The sequence below is a fragment of the Stagnihabitans tardus genome, from assembly GCF_009925085.1.
Taxonomy (GTDB): Bacteria; Pseudomonadota; Alphaproteobacteria; order Rhodobacterales; family Rhodobacteraceae; genus Stagnihabitans; species Stagnihabitans tardus.
Genome location: NZ_JAABNR010000003.1, coordinates 71,589 through 90,907, shown reverse-complemented (window position 1 = coordinate 90,907; position 19,319 = coordinate 71,589). Strand labels below are relative to the sequence as shown.

Sequence of the window (19,319 nt, the reverse complement as noted above, 5' to 3'; positions counted from 1 at the left end):
TTCATCTCCGGGCCTCGAAGTCGATGCGCGGGTCGATCAGCATATAGGTCAGGTCCGAGATCAGAGTGATCGCCATGCCCATCAGGGTCGAAACGTAAAGCGTCGCGAAGATGATCGGGTAATCACGCCCGACGATGGCGTTATAGCCCAAGAGCCCCAGCCCATCGAGGGTGAAGATCTTTTCGATGAACAGCGACGACCCGAAGAAAACGCCGATGAAGGCCGAGGGAAAGCCCGCGATGACGATCATCATGGCGTTGCGGAAGACATGGCCATAAAGCACGCGGCTTTCGCTCAGGCCCTTGGCGCGGGCCGTCATGACATATTGTTTGCCGATCTCGTCCAGGAAGGAGTTCTTGGTCAAGAGCGTCAGCGTCGTGAAGGCGGTGATCAGTTGCGCCGTCACCGGCAGGACGATGTGCCAGAGATAGTCCTTGATCTGCTCGATCAGGGTCATATCCGCAAAGCCATCCGAGGTCAGGCCGCGCAGGGGGAAGATGCGGAAGAACGACCCTCCGGCGAAAAGCACCATCAAGAGCAGGGCGAAGAGCAAGGAGGGGATGGAATAGGCGCCGATGATGATTCCGCTGGTCCAGACATCGAAGCTGGACCCGTTCTTGACCGCCTTGCGGATGCCGAGCGGGATCGAGATGAGATAGGCCAGAAGCGTCGACCACAGGCCCAAAGTGATCGAGACGGGCAGCTTGTCCACGATCAGCGCCATGACGGATTCGGATTTGAAATAGCTCTCGCCGAAGTCGAAGGTCAGGTATTTGCCCATCATGATGAAGAAACGCTCGACCTCGCCGATCTTTTCCTTGCGGCAGGCGGGGTCCTTCAGTGAAGGCGTGCCGGTGAAGGCGGGGTCGCAGACGATGCGGGCGAAGCCGAATTCGATCTCGATCTGGTCCAGGAACTCGGGCGGCAGGCCACGGGCGCCGAGATAGGTGGAGTCTTTCTCCTGGTCGGAGTCCTTGGTCTCGGACCCGCCGCCCATCAGCTTGTCGGCCGCCTCGCCCTCGCCCTCCAGCCGGGCCGAGAGCGTCTCGATCGGGCCGCCGGGCACGGCAAGGGTCAGGGCGAAGTTGATCAGCATGATCCCGATCAGGGTCGGGATCATCAAGAGGATGCGCCGCAGGATATAGACAGGCATCAGCGCAGCACGCCGTCAGCTTTCAGCTTGTCGCCCTTGGCGGCGTCATACCACCAGAAGGAGGTTTGACCCAGAGCATAGGGCGGCATCTTTTCGGGATGGGCATATTGGTCGTAATAGGCCACCCAGGAGCTGGCCTTGTACCATTGCGGGATCCAGAAGCGCTCGGCCAGCATGACGCGGTCCATGGCATGGGTCGCCGTGACAAGCTCGTCCTTGGTCTTGGCGCCTTCGACCACAAGGGCCAAGGCATCGACGGCGGGGGATTTCAGCCCCATGACGTTGTAGGACGAATTGTCGGCGGTTTCCGAGCCGTAGAATTGCCGCATCTCGTCGCCCGGCTCCATGGTGGCCTGGGCACCCGAGGTGATCAGGTCGAAGTCGAAAGAGGGCGGCTGGGTGCGGTTTTCGTATTGCGCATCGTCCACGTTCATCAGCTTGGCGTCGATGCCCAGGGCTTTCAGGTTCTCGATGAAGGGGTTGTGGACCCGGTCGAACTGCGGATTGTCGTTCAGGATTTCAACGGTCAGAACCTGACCATCCTTGCGGCGCAGCCCGTCGTCGCCGACCGTCCAGCCCGCCTCGTCCAAGAGCGCGGAGGCCTTGCGCAGGTTCTTGCGGTCCAGCTGATCCTCGCCCGAGACCGGGGCCTTGATCGGCTCGTCCGTCAGGATCGAGGCCGGGACGAGGCCCTTGTCCACCAGGGGCTGCAGGATGGCCTTTTCCGCATCAGAAGGCACGCCAGAGGCCGCGAGGTAGCTGTTCTCCCAGATCGAGTTGATGCGGGTGTAAAGCCCGTAGAAGAGCGACTTGTTCGACCATTCGAAGTTGAACATCAGGCCGATGGCCTCGCGGACACGCGGGTCCTGGAACTTCTCGCGGCGCAGGTTGAAGACATAGGCCTGGCCGCTGGCCTTGTTGCCGTTGGGGATCTCGTCCTTCTTCACCGTGCCGTTCTGGATGCCGGGGAAGTCATAGGCCGTGGCCCAGTTCTTGGAGGAGCTTTCGATGCGGAAGGTATAGGCGCCGGCCTTGAAGGCCTCAAAGGCGGCATTGGGGTCGCCGAAATACTCGAACCGCAGGGAGTCGAAATTGTTCTGGCCCTTGTTGATCGGCAGGGCCTCGCCCCAATAGCTCGGGTTGCGCGTCCAGACCACGGTGCGGCCCGTCACGGTGCGCGCCTTGTCCAGCTGGTAAGGGCCGGTGCCGAGGAAGGTTTCGAGGCTGCTTTCCTCGAGGTCGCGCTTGTTGGCGGTAAAATCGGCCTTCGAGAAGACCGGGAAGCCGCCCATCTTGGCGGGAAGATCGCGGAAGGGCACGCCGGGCTTGAAGGTGAATTTCACCGTCAGGGGGTCGATGACCTCGGCCTTGTCGACCTGGGTCGAAAGGATGGTGCGGAAGTCCGAAAGCCCGTGGTCGCGGAACTGTTCGTAGGAAAAGATCACGTCCTCGGCTGTCATGGGCGAGCCATCGGCGAATTTAACATCGTCGCGCAGGTGGAAGATCACCCAGGACCGGTCGGCCGGGTACTCCATCGTCTTGCACATCAGGCAATAATACGCGCCGATCTCGTCCGCCGTGCCGGTCAGGATCGTCTCATAGGGCAGGGTTGCGCCTGCACCCGGGACGCCCTTGATCGAATAGGCGTTCAGCGTGTCCCAGGTGGCGCCCACGGCGGCCATCGAGATCTCGCCACCCTTGGGGGCATCTTGGTTGACGTAATCGGGGGTGAAATCGGGCCCGTATTTCAGATCGCCAAAGGTCGAAATCCCGTGGGAGGTGATGATGTCCTCCGCCCGCGCCTGATGCGCCAGGGCGGCCATCAGAACCATCCCCGCGACCCCAAGCCGCCAATCCCGCACCCGTGCCACCGCCACCGACTTCATGCGAACCTCCGCCCGTTCAGGGTTTCTTTGGGGGAAAGGTAATGCGCTTTGCAAAAGGTCCACAAGCCGCGATTGCGTGAGCAGTTGCGTGATCAACGAAAAAGGCCGCCCGAAGGCGGCCTGTCGTGGCGCGTGGTGGCCGATTACTTCAGCGTTTCGAGATAGGCGATCAGGTTGGCGCGGTCTTCGGGCTTGGGCAGGCCCGCGAAGCCCATCTTGGTGCCGACCACGACCTTCTTGGGGTTTTCCAGGAAGGCGTAAAGATGCTCGGGCGTCCAGGCCTCGGTCACGGCCTTCATCGCGTCGGAATAGCCATAGCCCGCAGCGGCGCCCGGCTGGCGGCCCACGACGCCGTTCAGATGCGGGCCGGTGCCATCCGTCCCGTCGATCTTGTGGCAGGACTTGCACTTGCCGAAGACCTTCTCGCCCGCGGCCGCATCGGCGGCGCCAGCGACATCGGCATAGGCGACCTTCACGGCCGCCTCTTCGGCCGGAGCCTCTTCGGCCTCGACGGCGGCGGGATAGACCGCCTTGGCATGTTCACCATGGCCAGCTTCGCCCAGGCCATAGATCGAGCTGGCAGCCCAGGCCCCGAAGAGGAAGAACAGCAGCGCCCCGCAAACGGCGCCAACGATCTTGGTCATGGTCATCGTGTCGAACATGCAGCACCTTCCCTCAGGCAGTTCTTTGGCGGCTATCTACCCGCTTCCCCCTTGTCCTTGCAAGGTGTAGCAAGCCGCGCAAAGGCCGCTTTGGGTCCATTTTTTCGAAAGGGTTGCTGCAATGTCGGCTCGCATCGCGTTTCAGGGCGAACTTGGCGCCTATTCGCACCAGGCCTGCGAGCAGGCCCGACCGGGTTGCACGCCCGTCCCCTGCACCACCTTTGAAGACGTGGTTGAGATGACAAGGTCCGGCGAGGTCGACATGGGGATGCTGGCGGTCGAGAACTCGACCTATGGCCGCGTGGCCGATGTCCATTCGCTTTTGCCGAAGTCGGGGCTGCATATCATCGACGAGGCCTTCGTGCGGGTCCATGTCAACCTCCTGGGCGTTCCGGGCGCCAAGGTTCAGGACGTGCGCGAGGCCCATGGCCATGTGGTGATCCTGCCGCAATGCGCGGGGTTCTTGCGTGCCCATGGCATCAAGGGCCGCGTCAGTTCCGACAATGCCCGCGCCGCGCGCGAGGTGGCCGAGGCGGGCGATGTCTCCCGCGCGGCGCTGGCCAGCGAGTTGGCGGCGCGGATCTATGGGCTGGACGTGCTGGCCCGTCATATCGAGGACCACCAGAACAACACGACGCGCTTCCTGCTGATGTCGCGTGAGGCCGATCTCTCCCGCCGCGCCGAGCAGATGATGACGACCTTCATCTTCCGCGTCCGCAATATCCCGGCAGCGCTTTACAAGGCGCTGGGCGGCTTTGCGACCAATGGCATCAACATGACCAAGCTGGAAAGCTACATGGTCGACGGCAGCTTCACCGCGACCGAGTTCTATGCCGATGTCGAGGGCCATCCGGATGACCCCGCCCTGCGCCGCGCGCTGGACGAGCTGGCCTATTTCACCACGCATCTGAGCATTCTGGGCGTCTACCCGGCCGACCGAAAGCGCTAAAGCGCTTCAGGCAAAACCGGTTCCCCCTTTTGCCTGAAAGCTTGGGAGCCGGTCGCCTTTCGACCGGCAAAACCGGCTCCCACTTTTGCCTGAAAGGCTGGGAGTCGGTCGCCTTTCGGCCGGCAAAACCGGTTCCCACTTTTGCCTGAAAGGCTTAGCGCCGCAGGCTGGCGGGGCGGCGGAAGCGGTCCTCGATCTCGACCGCCAACTGGCTGATGCGGTTCGAATACTGCCGATCGACCTTCTTGCGCGCCAGTTTCATGCCCTGGACATAGAGCCGCGCCGCGATGGTGCGCGGCTTGATCTCGGTCTTGACCTCGATCCTCGTGCGGGCCGAGGTCAGGTCCATCAAGGCAATCGAGACGGTGATATCGGCCAGGGCCGCCTGGGCCGAGACCTCGAGCCGGTCGGGCGCCTGGAAGCTGTGGACAGCCAGCGTCGCCTTGCGCTGCTGGCCGCGGAACTGGAAGCCCACGGCCCAGCCCATCCCTGCCGCCTTTTGCGCCAGGCGGTCGGTCCGGGTGACCTCGGCGCCGCGCCGCATGGCCATGCGCTCCCAGGCCTCGAAATCGGTGATCTCGGCCCAGACGAAGTCCACCGGAACCTCGACATCGTATCGCGCCACAAGCTTCATTCTGCCATCCCAATGCTCTGCGGGGAATCTGGAGTGAAACGCCGGGGCTTGCAAGGGACCGAGGGTCGCAGGGAGCGGGAAAATCTCAGCGTGATGAACAGCGGATCAGGGTCTTCAGCCCCCCGACCTCTCCGGCCAGGTGGCGTGCATAGGCAAGGGGGACCGCGGCCAGGTCGATTTCCTCGGCGATGAAGGCATCGAGCCTGGGGGAGGGAGGGCGGATTGCCCATCTTGTCGCGCCGAGCGCCTGGGTTTGACCGTTCGACCGGCAAAAGCGGACCAGCAAATCATCGCTCTTGGTGTCCTTCTTCGCGTTTGGTATGACTCGGGGAATTCCGCCCGCGCCTCCTTAGGGGCGCCAAGCCATTCGTGTAAAATACCCAAGACCCATAGCCATGTTCTTCACCTACCTCGCCCGTCTCCTGGCTCGTCTTACCTTCCTGCTGAGCCTCGCCGTGATGCTCTTCGCCAGTCCGCCCCTTTGGAAGAGGGACCTGACTGCACCGATCTGGGCCTTGCCGCCCGAGGTCTTCATGGCGACGTTTGCCTTTGGCCTTCTGATCCTCTTCGTCGGCGCCCTGCTTGGTGTCTTGACGGATATCAGCAAGACTCTGGCGAAGACCAAAGAATGACCGTTTGGCCTTCACCCGGCAAACTTGGCCGCTGAATGCTTGAGGACTTCGGATGAACCCCTTGGAGCTTCGGTCGCGCCTGGAAAATTTGAACCCGGAAACGCCACGCCATCGTGCCCTGGAGCATGAATTGCGTGAGGGGGTCGGCTATGGTGCTGCCTGGCATCGGTCCCAGAAGGAGCACTGGACGGGCTGGTTGGCCGAATATGGCGGTCCGGGGGCCTATGGTCGCAGTGAGGCAAGTCCCAGGGACGCAGCCTTCGTGTGGAGCCACATCCAATGTGCCCCGATGCTCTTCTGGTTGGCCGAGGCGCTGGACCTCCCCCCCGCTGACCTTGACCGCGCTTATCGTGCTGTCGTCGATGCCCCCAAGCGGAACGCCTCCCAAGGTGCAGCTTTCCGGCGAGTTTTTCCTTGGCCTGCCATTGAGGCTGCTCTTCCGAAACCGAAGCGGACTTTGGCGGGGCAATTCAAGAGGCTGTGGACGGGATAGGTTCCAAGTCTTCGGGCCGATCTGCATAACCGAAAATGGTATAAAAAGTGGTAGTGGTTTCCTGAGTCCCAGAAAAACCACTCATTTTCAACTACTTGCAGGGTGGATTTGGTGGAGCAAAGGGGGATCGAACCCCTGACCTTATCATTGCGAACGATACGCTCTCCCAACTGAGCTATTGCCCCATCCGCGACGCGGCTTTTCGCGGATATGCCCGGGATTGTCAAGGCCTAAGCCGAGGAGCCGCGGAGGATCAGCTCGGGGGTGATCTCGATGACCCGGGGGGGCTGGGGGGCGTCGAGGAGCGACAGGATCAGCTCGGCCGTCCGGCTTCCGATCTGGCGCGGAAAGGGGTTGATCGTCGACAGGGCTGGCACGCAGACGGCGCCCACGTCGTAATCTCCGAAGCCCGCGATCTCGATGCGCTCGGGGACCGGGACGGCGCGGCGCTGGCATTCGGTGAGCGCGCCAAAGGCCGAGAGGTCGGAGACGCAGATCACCGCCTGGGTGTCGGGGAAACGGGCGAGGAGCAGGCCCATGGCCATGGCGCCCTCGGCCATCGAGATCGGCGGCGCGCCGGCGTCGATCAGGCGGTGGGCCTCCAGCCCGTGGTCCTGCATGGCCCGGATGAAGCCGCGGCGCCGGTCGGTGCCGCGCGTGTCGCGTTGGGCGTCGCCGCCGATGAAGGCCAGGCGCGTCAGGCCGCGGCGGACGAAGTGGTCGACCATGCCCCGCACGGCATCCGCGTTGGAAAAGCCCACGACATGGCCGATCGGGTCCTCGGGCAGGTCCCAGGTCTCGACCACCGGGATCGCGGCGTTTTCCAGCATGCGCCGGGCGCGGTCGGTGTGGCGGCCCCCCGTCACCACGATGGCCTCGGGGCGGCGGCGCAGGAACTGCTCGATCAGCCGCTCCTCCTCCTCCATGTCGTAATCGGTATAGCCCAGGAGGATCTGGAGGTCGCGGGCGCGCAGGCCCTCGGACAGCCCCCGCACGGTCTCGGCGAAGTTGGCGTTGTTGATCGAGGGCACGGTGACCGCGACGAAATCGCTGCGCTGGGACCGCAGGTTCGAGGCGGTGGAGTCGAAGACATAGCCCAGGGTCTCTGCCGCCTGCAGGATCGCGGCGCGGGTGGCGTCCGAGACCGAGGAGTCGCGCTTGAAGGCGCGGGAGACCGTCATGGGCGAGACCCCCGCCGCTTTGGCGACATCGGCCATGGTCGGGGGCTTGCGGGTCATCTCAGGCTCCGTAGGGCTTGGGCGATGATGTCGGCGAGCGGCTGGTCGATGTCAACGGAAATGGCCTCGTCGGGGCCGGGGGGCTCGAGGGCGGCGAATTGGCTGTCGAGGAGGGAGGGCGGCATGTAGTGGTTTTTCCGGGCTGCCATGCGGGCTGCGATCAGCTCTTTCGAGCCGGTCAGGTACAGGAACTGAACGTCGCCCGCGAGGCGGATTCTGTCTCTGTAGCGGCGTTTCAGGGCCGAACAGCCGATGATGCAGTCGCGGGCCAGGGTCTCGGCCACGCGGTCGAGCCAAGGCCAGCGGTCCTCGTCAGTCAGCGGGATGCTCGCCCGCATTTTCTCGACGTTTTCAGGGGGATGCAGGTCGTCGCCATCGACATAGGGCAGGCCGAGGGCCCGCGCGATCCCCTCCCCGACCGAGCTTTTCCCGCAGCCCGAGACGCCCATGACCACGAGTTTCATAGCGAGGCCGTGATGCCGCCATCGACATAGAGGATATGGCCGTTGACGAAGGACGAGGCATCGGAGGCGAGGAAGATGCAGGCGCCTTGCAGCTCCTCCACCCGGCCCCAGCGGCCGGCGGGGGTGCGTTTCTCCAGCCAGGCCGAGAAGGTCGGGTCGGCCACCAGGGCGGCGTTCAGCGGCGTGTCAAAATAGCCGGGGGCAATGGCATTGCATTGCAGCCCGTGCTTGGCCCAGTCCGTCGCCATGCCCTTGGTCAGGTTGCCGACCGCGCCCTTGGTGGCCGTGTAAGGCGCGATGGATGGGCGGGCGAGGGCGGTTTGAACCGAGGCGATGTTGATGATCTTGCCCTTGCCTCTTGCGATCATGTGCCGCGCGACAGCCTGGCCCACGTTGAAGACGCTGGCGATATTGGTCTGGAGAAGGCGCTGGAAGGCGTCCTCCGGGAAATCCTCCAAGGGCGCACGGTGCTGCATGCCCGCGTTGTTCACCAGGATGTCGATGGGGGAGTGGGCGTCGAAGGCATCGACCGCCGCGCGGACCTCCGCATGGTCGGTCGCATCGAAGGCCAAAGTCTCTGCACCGGCGATTTTCGCGGCCGCATCGGCCAGTTTCGCCCGATCCCGCCCGTTCAGCACGACCTGCGCGCCTGCCGCTGCCAGGCCCTGGGCCAGCGCAAAGCCGATCCCCTGAGACGATCCGGTGATCAGGGCGCGCCGCCCCTTCAGGTCGAACAATTGCATCATGCCCCCTCTCGACAGTTCCGCTGCGAGTCTGTTATCGATAACACAAACTGTCAAGGGGGCCGACATGAAAGCCATCGTCATCCATGCCGCAAAGGACCTGCGGATCGAGGACCGCGAGACCGAGGCCGTGGGTCCGGGGCAACTGGGGCTGCGGCTGGCGGTGGGCGGGGTCTGCGGGTCGGACCTGCATTACTACAACCACGGCGGCTTTGGCGCGGTGCGGCTGAAGGAGCCGATGATCCTGGGCCACGAGGTTTCGGCGGTGGTGGAGGAGATTGGGGCGGGGGTGAGTGGCTTTTCGAAGGGCCAGTTGGTCGCGGTCTCGCCAAGTCGCCCCTGTGGGGCGTGCAAGTTCTGTCTGGAGGGCCTGCCAAACCAGTGTCTGCACATGCGGTTTTATGGGTCCGCGATGCCTTTCCCGCATATCCAGGGGGCGTTTCGTCAGGCCCTGGTGGCCGATGCCAGCCAATGCGTCGATGCGACCGGATTGACGGCGGGGGAGGCCGCGATGGCGGAACCCCTGGCCGTGACGCTGCATGCGACGACGCGGGCGGGGGGGATGCTGGGGAAACGGGTGCTGGTGACGGGCTGCGGGCCGATCGGGGTTCTGTCGATCCTGGCGGCTCGGCGGGCGGGGGCTGCGGAGATCGTGGCGACCGACCTGTCGGACTTCACTTTGGCCATGGCTTTGAAGGTCGGCGCGGATCGGGTGATCAAGGCGGGGCCGGAGGCTTTGGCGGAATACAGTCTCGATAAAGGCCATTTCGATGTGCTTTATGAGTGCACGGGGGTGGCTTCTGCGCTGGCGCAGGGGATCGGGGCGCTGCGTCCGCGCGGGGTGATCCTGCAACTGGGGCTCGGCGGCGACATGACCCTGCCGATGATGGCGATCACGGCGAAGGAGCTGGAGCTGCGGGGCTCCTTCCGCTTTCACCCCGAGTTTGCCGTGGGTGTGGGCCTGATGCGGGCGGGGCTGATCGACGTGAAGCCGCTGATCACCCATACGGTCGGGCTGGCCGAGGCTGAGGCCGCTTTCCGCCTTGCCAGTGACAGATCCCAGGCGATGAAGGCGCAGATTGCGTTTTGACCCGCCCGCCTTGCGCCAAAACCGGTTCCCATTTTTGGCGGGCTTGGCTCAGGCCGTCTCTCCCGGAACCAACCTTGTCGGCAAGACGGTGACCTCTTGCGGCGCCTCGCCCCTGATGCGGGCGACCAGGGCCTCGGCGGAGGCCTTGCCGATGGCGGTGGTGGGCACGACGGTGGTCGTCAGGCGCTTGGGCAGGACCGAGGCCGCCTCCATGCCTCCCCAACCGGCGATGCCGAGGTCTTCGGGCACGCGGATACCGCGCGCCTGGCAGAAATGCAGCCCACCAATGGCCATTTCGTCGTTGTGGAAGTGGACCACGTCCAGCTTGGGGGAGCGGGCCAGCAAAGTCTCCAGCCCGTAATAGCCCTGGTAGAAGCCCGGGCGGTCCAGGAGGACCTCGCGGTCGACCAGGGGGTGGCCGCCCGCTGCCAGGGCCTCGGCGAAGCCCTCCATCCGGGCGCGGCCCATGACATCGGCCTGGGCGAGGGCTCCGACATATCCGGCTCTGCGCCTGCCTTTTCGCAAGAGGAACTGTCCCATTTCCGCCCCGCAATCGCGGTGGGAAAAGCCGACCGAAAGGTCGATGGGCGAGGTCGTCAGGTCCCAGATCTCCACCACCGGCAGGGCGTTGGACCGCAAAAGCTCCACCGTCCCCGCCGTATGCACGCGCCCCGTCAGGATCAGCCCCGCCGGACGCCAGGAGGAGACCTGGCGGACCCAGGCCTCTTCCTCCGCCGCTTCATAGGCATTGGTGCCGATGATCGCCTGGTAGCCGAGGCGAGACAGCGCCCGCTCCACGCCGTCCAGCACCTGGCCGAAGAGCCCCGAGGTCAGCCTTGGCACGCAGATCCCCACCAGCGTCGAGGCCTGATCCGCGCCGAAAGCCGCCGCCAGCCGATTCGGGATATAGCCCAGTCGCGCCGCCGCCTGGGTCACCCGGTCCTTCGTGTCATCCGAGAATCCCGTCCCACCGCGCAGCACCCGGCTGACCGTCATCTTCGAGACTCCGGTGGCGCGGGCGATATCCTCCAGCGAGGCTTTTCCCTTTCGCTCCAAGGGCTTGTCTCCTGCCATGTTATCGATAACTCTTTTTTCTTGACATCGCGGCCCCCGGGCCGCACCCTTGGACTACGTTACCGGTAAACCTGACTGTAACAGGGCGCTGGCCGCGTGGGGAGGAATTTCGATGAGCATGTCCGAGGAGGGGCTGTTCTTCGATCGCGTCGTGAAAAGCTTTGGCGGGACGCAGGCGCTGAAGGGCGTTTCGCTGAAGGTTGGGCGTGGCGAGATCGTGGCCCTGTTGGGCGAGAACGGCGCGGGGAAATCGACCTTGATCAAGGTCCTGGGGGGGATTCACCGCCCCGACCAGGGCCGCGTGATGATCGACGGGACCGATTATGCCCATGAGGCTGGCAAGGCCGGTGGGCAGAAAGTGGCCTTCATCCACCAGGACCTCGGCCTCATCGAATGGATGAGCGTGGCGGAAAATATCGCGCTGGCCCTGGGCTATGCCAAGAAGGGTCGCCGGATCGACTGGGCGGCGACGGAGGCTGCGGCGGACCGGGCCTTGGCGCTGGTGGATGCGGATTTCCCGGCGACGGCGCGGGTCTCGCGGTTGACGCGGACGCAGAAGAGCCTGGTCGCCATCGCCCGCGCCTTGGCGGCGCATTGCGACTTCCTGGTGCTGGACGAGCCGACGGCCAGCCTTCCGGCGGATGAGGTGGAACGGCTCTTTACGGCTCTGCGCCCGCTGAAAGAGAAGGGGGTGGGGATGATCTATGTCTCCCACCGCCTGGACGAGATCTTCCGCATCGCCGACCGCGTGGCCGTGCTGCGCGACGGGCAGATGGTGGGGATGCGGCCCATCGAGCATACGACTCCCGAGGAACTGGTGGGGCTGATCGTCGGCCGGAAAGCGCGCGAGATCAACCGGCCGGAGGTGCTGGAGGGCCCCGCCATCCTGACGGTGCGGGGGCTGCGAACGCCGCAGGTCGGGCCGGTGGATTTCGACATCCGGCGGGGAGAGCTTCTGGGCCTCGTCGGCCTGCGCGGGGCGGGGCATGAGGACGTCGGGCGCGCCTTGTTCGGTGCTTGCCGTCACCAGGGCGCCATCAGCCTTGAGGGCGCGGCGCCCGACCTGACCGACCCGCAATCCGCGATGCGCTCGGGGATCGGGCTGGTGGCGCGGGACCGGGTGGGGGAATCGGTCGCTCCGGGTCTGGCGATCCGTGAGAACCTGTTTCTGAACCCCTCCGCCATGGGGCGCGGGCTTTTTGCGCTCCGCAGCGCAAGGACGGAGGAGCAGGCGACCAAGGCCATGGGCAAACGCGTGGGTCTGTCGCCCAACAATCCGACGCTGGCCATCGAGGCGCTTTCGGGCGGCAATCAGCAGAAGGTCGTTGTCGGTCGCTGGCTGGATAGCGCCCGCCGCCTGCTCATCTGCGAGGACCCGACGGCGGGGGTCGATGTCGGCGCCAAGGCCGAGATTTACCACCTGATCTACCAGGCGCTGGCCTCGGGGATGGGGGTGCTTGTCGTCTCCACCGACTTCGAAGAGGTCGCCAACATTTGTCACCGCGCCATCGTCTTTTCCCGCGGCCTTGCCGTGGCGGAACTGACCGGGGCGCAGCTTTCCACCGAATCCCTCATCCAGGCCGCCTCGGCCGGAGAGGCTGCCTGAGGTCCCAATGCCCGGTATCGAATCCAACGCCATCGAGCCCACCAAGGACGAGCTGAAAGGCCTGTCGACCCCGCGCAAGCTGATGCGGCTGGCGCCGACCTATGGCCTGGTCATCCTGATGTTCGGCCTGGTGATCCTGTTCAGCGTCCTTCTGCCGGACACCTTCCCCACGGTCTTGAACGTCCGGGCAATCCTGTCGGACAAGGCGATCATCGCTTTGCTGTCGCTCGCGGCCATGGTGCCGATGGCGGCGGGGCGGATCGACCTGACGGTGGGCTATGGGATCGTGCTGTGGCACGTCCTCGCGATCTCGTTGCAGACGATGTATGGCCTGCCCTGGCCCCTGGCGGTGCTGATTGTCATCGTCCTGGGCGTCATCGTCGGCGCCCTGAACGGCATCCTGGTCGAGGTCGCGCGGATCGATAGCTTCATCGCCACTTTGGGCACCGGGACGATCCTTTACTCTCTGGCGCTGTGGCACACCGGAGGCCGCCAGATGGTGGGCGTCTTGCCCGATGGCTTTTTGGGCATCAGCGGGACCTTCGTCTTCGGCCTGCCGATCACGGCCTATTACGTCGTCGTCGTGACCTTCGCCCTGTGGATCATCCTGGAATACACGCCCATCGGCCGATACCTCTATGCCATCGGCGCCAACCAGCGCGCGGCAGAGCTGAACGGCATCCCGACGCGCAAATTCGTCATCGGAGCCTTCGTGACCTCGGGGCTGATGACGGCGGTGGGGGGCGTTCTTCTGGCGTCCAAGCTGCGGATCGGCCAGGCCTCGGTGGGGCTGGAGTTCCTGCTGCCCGCCCTGGTCGGCGCCTTCCTGGGAAGCACCACGATCAAGCCGGGGCGGGTCAATGTCTGGGGCACGATTGTCGGCGTCATGATCCTCGCGGTCGGGATCTCGGGCATCCAGCAATTCGGCGGCTCTTTCTGGGTCGAGCCGATGTTCAACGGCACCACACTGCTCATCGCCATCGGCATCGCGGGATACGCGCAACGCCGCAAGGGCGGGAAATCATAAATACAGCCCCGCGCCGTAGGGCGCAAAAAACAGCACTGGGAGGAAAACATGCTGAACCGGAGAAGCTTTACTGTCTCGCTCATCGCCCTCGTGGCGGCCAGCCCGGTCTTTGCGGATGCCATCGGCGACGCCAAGGCCTATCTTGAGAAATACGCCACGCAGGTGACGGTGTTCGACGGCCCGACCGAAGGGCCCAAGGCCATGGCGGGCAAGAAGGTCGTCGTTCTGGCTGGCGACATGAAGAACGGCGGCATCCTGGGCGTGGTCAACGGCATCACCGAGGCCGCGGCCAAGATCGGTTGGGAAGTGACGGCGCTGGATGGCGCGGGCTCGGTGCAAAGCCGCGCGGCCATCTTCGGCCAGGCCCTGGCGCTGAAGCCCGATGGCATCGTGATCGCGGGCTTCGACGCGGTCGAACAGCAGGCGAGCCTCGAGCAGGCCAAGGCTGCGGGCATTCCCATGGTCTCGTGGCACGCGGGTCCGGTGATCGGGCCGGATCCGGCCTCGGGCGTGTTTGCCAATGTCTCGACCGACGCAATGGAAGTGTCGGCGGCGGCGGCCAAGTGGGCCTTTGTCGATGCAGGCGGCGCGCCGGGCGTGGTGATCTTCACCGACTCGACCTATGCGATTGCGATTGCCAAGGCCGACAAGATCAAGGCGACGATTGAAGAGCTGGGTGGCACGGTGCTGGAATATGTCGATACGCCGATTGCCGATACGTCGAATCGGATGGGGCCGCTGACGACCTCGCTGTTGCAGAAGTATGGCGAGAAGTGGACCCATGCTCTGGCGATCAACGACATCTATTTCGACTTCATGGGTCCTGCCCTCGCCGCCGCCGGCATCGCGGGCGACGGCGCGCCCAAGGCCGTGGCTGCGGGCGACGGGTCGGAGAGCGCCTATCAGCGCATCCGTTCGGGCCAGTACCAGGCCGTCACGGTGGCCGAGCCTCTGAACCTGCAGGGCTGGCAGCTGGTGGATGAGCTGAACCGGGCGCTGAATGGCGCGCCCTGGTCGGGCTATACCTCGCCGCTGCATGTGGTGACCAAGGACAACGTCGGCTTCGACGGTGGCGACCGCAACACCTTCGACCCGGGCAATGGCTACCGCGAGGCCTATGCCAAGCTCTGGGGCATGTAAGCTTCCACGGGCTTGATGGGTGGGGCGCCGGGAGACCGGCGCCCTTTCCTATTCGCGGACCCAGACCTGCATCGGGTTCGGGCCCCGGTTCGCCCAGATGTAATAGGGCACGGCAGTGAGGGGGCTTGGTTGCTCCGCAGCGGGCGTGGTGGTGTAGAGCGCCGTGGGCGTCTGGGTCGCCTGACCTGTCGCTGTGACCGTGGCGATGCCGCCCAAGAGGTCTGTGCGGAAGGTCGCGGTCAGCGCCGCGCTTGAAGGCAGGCGCAGGCGGTGGAGCGGAGCCTCCTGGTCCCGACCTTCCAGGCAATAGACCAGCGGGCCGCGCTTGATCGCCACGCGGCCGATATCGGCCTTGACCTCGGGATGGGCATAGACCCGGTGGGGCGGCATGGGCAGGTGAAGCTCCACCACGTCGTCTGCCCATTGGCGGTGGATGCGCAGATAGCCGCGTTCGGTCGTCATCGGGATCGTCTGGCCGTTGACCCTCGCCGTCGCGCCTTCGCACCAGGAGGGGATGCGCAGCGACAGGGTGAAGGCGCGGTCGGACTTGACCTGGACGCGGATCGCGCCGTCCCAGGGGTAGTTGGAGCTCTCGGTGATCTGCGCCTGGCCCCCCGCCACGGGCAGGGTGGCGCTGGCGCCGCCGTAGAGGTGGAGGGCGATTTCGTCCTTGGCCGCCCCGAAGACATAGCCGCCGATCGAGGCCACGAGCCGCGCCACATTCATCGTGCAGCAGGGGCAGGGGTGCCATTCCCAGCGCTGGTGCGTGCCGTCCGACTCCAGCTTGTTGTCGTAGAAATAGGTCTCGCCGTCGCGCGACAGGCCGGCCAGCGCGTTGTTGTAAAGCGCAAGCTCCAAAGTGTCGGCATATTGGCCGTCGAGGTCCAGGTTCAACATCCGCGCGGCCCAAAAGACCATGGCGACCGAGGCGCAGGTCTCGGCATAGGCCGTGTCGTTGGGCAGGTCGTAATCCTGGGTGAAGCCCTCGTTGCGGGCCGAGGGGCCGAAGCCGCCGGTCACATACATCCGGGTTTCGGTCACATCGCGCCAGAGCCGCTCGCAGGCGGCTTTCAGCCCGTCGTCGCCGTGTTCGGCGGCAAGGTCGGCCATGGCGGTGTACATGTACATGGCGCGGACGGCGTGGCCCACGACCTTGGTCTGCTGCCGCACGGGCAGGTGGGATTGCGAGTATTCATAGGTGCCCTGGCCGTATTTGCCCGGTGCCTCGCCCCGGGCCTCGGCCTCTTGGTCGAAGTAATGCGGCTGCGCGCCGCGTTCGTCGATGAAATAGGTGGCGAGGTCGAGGAATTTGCGTTTCCCCGTGGCATGGAAGGCCTTGACCAGGGCCAGCTCGATCTCCTGGTGGCCGCAGTAGCCGCGCTTCTTGTCGGGGCCGAAGGTCGCGGCGATGTGGTCCATGTAGCGTTCCATCACGGCCAGCATCCGGTCGCGGCCCGTGGCGCGGAAATAGGCCACCGCGCCCTCCAGCAGGTGGCCTGCGTTGTAAAGCTCGTGGTTGTCGCGCAGGTTGGTCCAGCGGTTCTGCGGCTCGCGCTCCAGATACCAGCAGTTCAGGTAGCCATCGGGGGCCTGCGCCTTTTCCAGATCGGCGACGATTTCCTCGATCTGCGCCTCGATGACCGCATCGCGGCGGTGGGTCAGGGCGTAGCTTGCCGCCTCGACCCATTTGCCGATGTCGCTGTCCCAGAAGATCTCGGTGGTGAAGCCGTTGGGATGCGGCGGGATCGTCGTCGGCGGCACGGGTTTCGGCAGCTTCAGGCTGCGCAGCATGTTGAACTTTTCCAGCTGCTTGTGCTGGCTGGGGATGGTGCGGGTCAGGACCGTCTCCAGCCGTTCCGACCAGAAGGGCCCGGTGATCTGGACATCGGAGAAGGGGACGGAGGCATAGCGGCGCATGTCAGGTGCTTTCTCGGTGGATGAGGGTGCAGGGCAGGCGGTGGGTGCCGGTGATCCGGGCGCCCTTGATCATGGCAGAGAGCTGGCGTCCGGCCTCGGCCCCCAGCGCGGTCAGGTTCATATCGACCGAGGTCAGCGCGGGGCGGCAGGCAGAGACCATCACGTCCCAGTTGTCGAAACCGACCAGGGCCACGTCTTCGGGGCATCTGAGGCCGGCCTCGCGGAGCGTGTCGGCCACGCCCCGGGCGATCTGGTCATTGCCGCAGAAGATGGCGTCGGGGGGATCTTGGAGCAGGCGGGCCATGGCCTCGCGGCCCCAGGCCTCGGACCAGGGGCCGTGGAGCAGGGCTTGGGGTTGCAGGCCAGCGGCGGAAAGGGCCGCGCGCCAGCCGATTTCGCGCAGGCGCACGGCCTCGAAATTGTCAGGGCCGGTGATATGGGCGATGCGGCGGCGGCCCTGGGCGATCAGGTGTTCGGTGGCGAGGCGGGCGCCGCCCTCGTCGTCGGGGAGGAAGGTCAGGGCGTCTTCGCCGCCTTGGCTGAAGACATAGATGACGGGGATGGGCAGGCCCTGGATCTCGATCGAGGGGCGGCGGTCGGCGCGGCGCGAGGTGACGACGAGGCCGTCGATCTGCTTGGCCAGCAGTTGGTCGAGATGGGCGCGCTCGCGGTCCGGGTCGTCGGTGGCATTGGCCATGAAGACGCCGATGCCGTCCTCGGAGAGGACACGCTCCAGCCCCTCCATGATCGGCATGGTGAAGCGGCCGAAACTGTCGTTGGAGATCAGCCCGACCGAGCCGGAAAGCCCGGTATGCAGCGATTTGGCGAGGAGGTTGGGGCGAAAGTTCAGCGCGCGGATGGTGGTCATGACGCGGTCGCGGGTGGCTTGCGAGAGGGAGCCCGTGCCGTTCAGCGCCTTGGAAACCGTGCCGATGGAGACCCCTGCGGCGCGGGCGACGTCGTGGATGGTGGGCGTGCGGCGGTCGTCTGACATGGGGGCCCTTGGCTTGGGAAAACGTTTTCCTAGCGCTCAAGGTGGCGCTGGATGAGCCTCTTGTCAACGGGGTGAAGGGGGCTCTGCCGACTGTGGGGGCGGAGATGAGGCCCTGGCGTGGCCCTGCCGACTGTGGGGGAGGGCTCTGCCGACTGCAAGGGCGGGTGGGGCGCCGGGCGTCGCCCTGCCGACTGGGGGGGAGGGCTGGTGATTTGGTTTTCCCGGGGCTCCGTCGTCCGGGGTTTCGGCCTTCCCGGGCCTCGGTCGTCCTGGGTTTCAGCCTTCCCGGGGTCTCCGTTCTGCTTGAAATGCGGAGGATCTGCGAGGGGGGCCTTCCCCCAGGATCAGTCCTCGTCCTCGACCGCGCCCCGGGCGGATTTCACGCCAGCACGGACCTTCTTGGCCACCAGGCGGCGCTGGATCGAGCCATAGGTCGGCTTGGTGGCAATGCGCCGCTTGGGCACGACAAGGGCGGCGCGGATCAGTTCGGCCAGGCGCTCGCGGGCGATCTCGCGGTTCTGGGCCTGGGAGCGCGTGTCCTCGACCTGGAGCACGATGGCGCCCTCGTTCGTCCAGCGCCGTCCGGCCAGCCGTTTCAGCCGCGCCTTGACGGGCGCGGTCAGGTGGGGCGAGCGCTCTGCCTCGAACCGCAATTCGACGGCGGTCGAGACCTTGTTCACATTCTGCCCGCCCGGGCCCGATGACCGCACGAATTGCTCGGTCAACTCCCAATCGGCGATATGCAAGTGTTCGTCAATGATCAGCATGGTTTCCAAAACGAGAAAGGGTCGCGCGATGCGACCCTTCCCGAGTTCCAAGGAGATGGGCCAGTTAGGGCATCCATCCAACCTGGATTAGATTTTTCAAGGGGTTGCCCTTAGAAAATCATCCTCCCGGCTGTCCCGACACCTCTCTCCAATATCACTCTCGACACTGGATCACCTCCTTTCGAATTGGTTATCGATAGGGTGAGTCTGACAGGGTTTCGCGCTTTGTCAAAAGCTTTCCGCGCTCGGCCGGGCCAATTTCGCGATAATTAGACGGAATGGCAGCAGACCGAACAAGGCGATGGCAAATTTGACCGCCCAGTCGGCCAGGCCCAGCGAAACCCAGTAGGGCACGAGGGGGCCCCAGCCCAGCAGGGGCCCGATCTCACCCGCCCAGCTCACGTCGTTTCCGGGCTCCAGGAAGGTCAGGAAACCGGCGAAGGCGATCGTGAAGAAGACGACGGAGTCGAGCGTCGAGCCGAAGATCGTCGCCACCAGGGGCGCCCGCCACCAGGCCGCGCGGCGCAGGCGGTCGAAGATGGTGATGTCCAGAAGCTGGCCCAGCGCGAAGGCGGTCAGAGAGCCCAAGGCGATGCGCAGCGTGGTCAGGCCGGGGATCTGCGCGGCCACGACCGAACAGGCCAGGCCCACGACGAAGCCCGCCAGCACGACGATGCGCGCCGCGCGCTTGCCCTCCAGCCGGTTGATCACATCGTTGACGAGGAAGGTGAAGGGATAGGTCAGCGCGCCCCAGGTGAGATAGGCGCCGAGCGGGTGGTTCACGAGGATATTCGAAGCGACCACGAGGATCGCCATGGCAGTGATGCCAGGCAGAAGCGTTTTCATGTCA

General features: G+C 65.1%; 19 protein-coding genes and 1 tRNA gene. 6 read left to right on the top strand and 14 right to left on the bottom strand.

Annotated elements, in window-relative coordinates; genetic code table 11:
* Position 1: 1 nt before the first annotated feature.
* The 3 genes from GV832_RS04120 to GV832_RS04110 all read right to left on the bottom strand — a co-directional run bounded on the left by GV832_RS04120 (position 2) and on the right by GV832_RS04110 (position 3,701).
* Entirely contained in the window at positions 2–1,153 is a 1,152-nt protein-coding gene (locus GV832_RS04120; RefSeq protein WP_168773567.1) for a microcin C ABC transporter permease YejB, read from the bottom strand.
* Entirely contained in the window at positions 1,153–3,039 is a 1,887-nt protein-coding gene (locus tag GV832_RS04115) for an extracellular solute-binding protein (protein ID WP_168773566.1), read from the bottom strand. The genes GV832_RS04120 and GV832_RS04115 overlap by 1 nt, the downstream gene beginning before the upstream one ends.
* A 143-nt stretch (positions 3,040–3,182) precedes the next feature.
* Positions 3,183–3,701 (bottom strand): c-type cytochrome, encoded by a 519-nt coding sequence (locus GV832_RS04110; protein WP_168773565.1) that lies wholly within the window; start codon positions 3,699–3,701, stop codon positions 3,183–3,185.
* Positions 3,702–3,822: 121 nt separating this feature from the next.
* Here GV832_RS04110 and GV832_RS04105 point away from each other — a divergent pair, with 121 nt between their 5' ends.
* Entirely contained in the window at positions 3,823–4,650 is an 828-nt protein-coding gene (locus GV832_RS04105) for a prephenate dehydratase (protein ID WP_168773564.1), read from the top strand.
* A 154-nt stretch (positions 4,651–4,804) separates the two neighbouring features.
* Here GV832_RS04105 and GV832_RS04100 read toward each other — a convergent pair whose 3' ends face one another.
* On the bottom strand, positions 4,805–5,284 hold the full coding sequence (locus GV832_RS04100; RefSeq protein ID WP_168773563.1) for an SRPBCC family protein: 480 nt from the start codon (positions 5,282–5,284) through the stop codon (positions 4,805–4,807).
* Between the two features lie 85 nt (positions 5,285–5,369).
* Entirely contained in the window at positions 5,370–5,570 is a 201-nt protein-coding gene (locus GV832_RS04095; protein WP_168773562.1) for a hypothetical protein, read from the bottom strand.
* A gap of 109 nt (positions 5,571–5,679) precedes the next feature.
* Here GV832_RS04095 and GV832_RS04090 point away from each other — a divergent pair, with 109 nt between their 5' ends.
* Positions 5,680–5,916 (top strand): hypothetical protein, encoded by a 237-nt coding sequence (locus GV832_RS04090; protein ID WP_168773561.1) that lies wholly within the window; start codon positions 5,680–5,682, stop codon positions 5,914–5,916.
* 602 nt (positions 5,917–6,518) lie between these two features.
* Here the strand turns inward: GV832_RS04090 and GV832_RS04085 are convergent.
* The 4 genes from GV832_RS04085 to GV832_RS04070 form a co-directional block, all read right to left on the bottom strand.
* Positions 6,519–6,594: transfer RNA gene (locus GV832_RS04085), tRNA-Ala, on the bottom strand.
* A gap of 45 nt (positions 6,595–6,639) precedes the next feature.
* Entirely contained in the window at positions 6,640–7,647 is a 1,008-nt protein-coding gene (locus tag GV832_RS04080; protein WP_227754213.1) for a LacI family DNA-binding transcriptional regulator, read from the bottom strand.
* A complete protein-coding gene (locus GV832_RS04075; protein WP_168773560.1) occupies positions 7,644–8,111 on the bottom strand; it encodes a gluconokinase in 468 nt (155 codons plus the stop codon). Before GV832_RS04075 ends, GV832_RS04080 begins: the two co-directional genes overlap by 4 nt.
* Positions 8,108–8,854 (bottom strand): SDR family oxidoreductase, encoded by a 747-nt coding sequence (locus GV832_RS04070; RefSeq protein WP_227754229.1) that lies wholly within the window; start codon positions 8,852–8,854, stop codon positions 8,108–8,110. The genes GV832_RS04075 and GV832_RS04070 overlap by 4 nt, the downstream gene beginning before the upstream one ends.
* Before the next feature lie 67 nt (positions 8,855–8,921).
* On the opposite strand from GV832_RS04070, the gene GV832_RS04065 reads away from it, so the two are divergent.
* Positions 8,922–9,944, top strand: a complete 1,023-nt coding sequence (locus GV832_RS04065; RefSeq protein WP_168773558.1) for an L-idonate 5-dehydrogenase — start codon at positions 8,922–8,924, stop codon at positions 9,942–9,944.
* Between the two features lie 48 nt (positions 9,945–9,992).
* Here GV832_RS04065 and GV832_RS04060 read toward each other — a convergent pair whose 3' ends face one another.
* Positions 9,993–11,000, bottom strand: coding sequence for a LacI family DNA-binding transcriptional regulator (locus GV832_RS04060; protein WP_168773557.1), 1,008 nt, complete (start codon positions 10,998–11,000; stop codon positions 9,993–9,995).
* A gap of 130 nt (positions 11,001–11,130) precedes the next feature.
* Here GV832_RS04060 and GV832_RS04055 point away from each other — a divergent pair, with 130 nt between their 5' ends.
* From GV832_RS04055 to GV832_RS04045, 3 genes are read left to right on the top strand one after another with little or no spacing between them, the layout of a single operon-like run.
* A complete protein-coding gene (locus tag GV832_RS04055; RefSeq protein WP_168773556.1) occupies positions 11,131–12,624 on the top strand; it encodes a sugar ABC transporter ATP-binding protein in 1,494 nt (497 codons plus the stop codon).
* Between the two features lie 7 nt (positions 12,625–12,631).
* Entirely contained in the window at positions 12,632–13,651 is a 1,020-nt protein-coding gene (locus GV832_RS04050) for an ABC transporter permease (protein ID WP_168773555.1), read from the top strand.
* Between the two features lie 48 nt (positions 13,652–13,699).
* Entirely contained in the window at positions 13,700–14,791 is a 1,092-nt protein-coding gene (locus GV832_RS04045) for a substrate-binding domain-containing protein (RefSeq protein WP_168773554.1), read from the top strand.
* 48 nt (positions 14,792–14,839) lie between these two features.
* On the opposite strand, the gene GV832_RS04040 is transcribed toward GV832_RS04045, so the two are convergent.
* From GV832_RS04040 to GV832_RS04025, 4 genes are all read right to left on the bottom strand, one after another.
* Positions 14,840–16,708, bottom strand: coding sequence for a glycoside hydrolase family 127 protein (locus tag GV832_RS04040; RefSeq protein ID WP_168773553.1), 1,869 nt, complete (start codon positions 16,706–16,708; stop codon positions 14,840–14,842).
* A gap of 1 nt (position 16,709) precedes the next feature.
* Complete coding sequence (locus GV832_RS04035; protein WP_168773552.1) at positions 16,710–17,702, bottom strand: LacI family DNA-binding transcriptional regulator; 993 nt, start codon at positions 17,700–17,702, stop codon at positions 16,710–16,712.
* A 344-nt stretch (positions 17,703–18,046) separates the two neighbouring features.
* A complete protein-coding gene (gene arfB, locus GV832_RS04030) occupies positions 18,047–18,469 on the bottom strand; it encodes an alternative ribosome rescue aminoacyl-tRNA hydrolase ArfB (protein ID WP_168773551.1) in 423 nt (140 codons plus the stop codon).
* A gap of 228 nt (positions 18,470–18,697) precedes the next feature.
* A complete protein-coding gene (locus tag GV832_RS04025) occupies positions 18,698–19,315 on the bottom strand; it encodes a queuosine precursor transporter (protein WP_168773550.1) in 618 nt (205 codons plus the stop codon).
* Between the last annotated feature and the right edge of the window lie 4 nt (positions 19,316–19,319).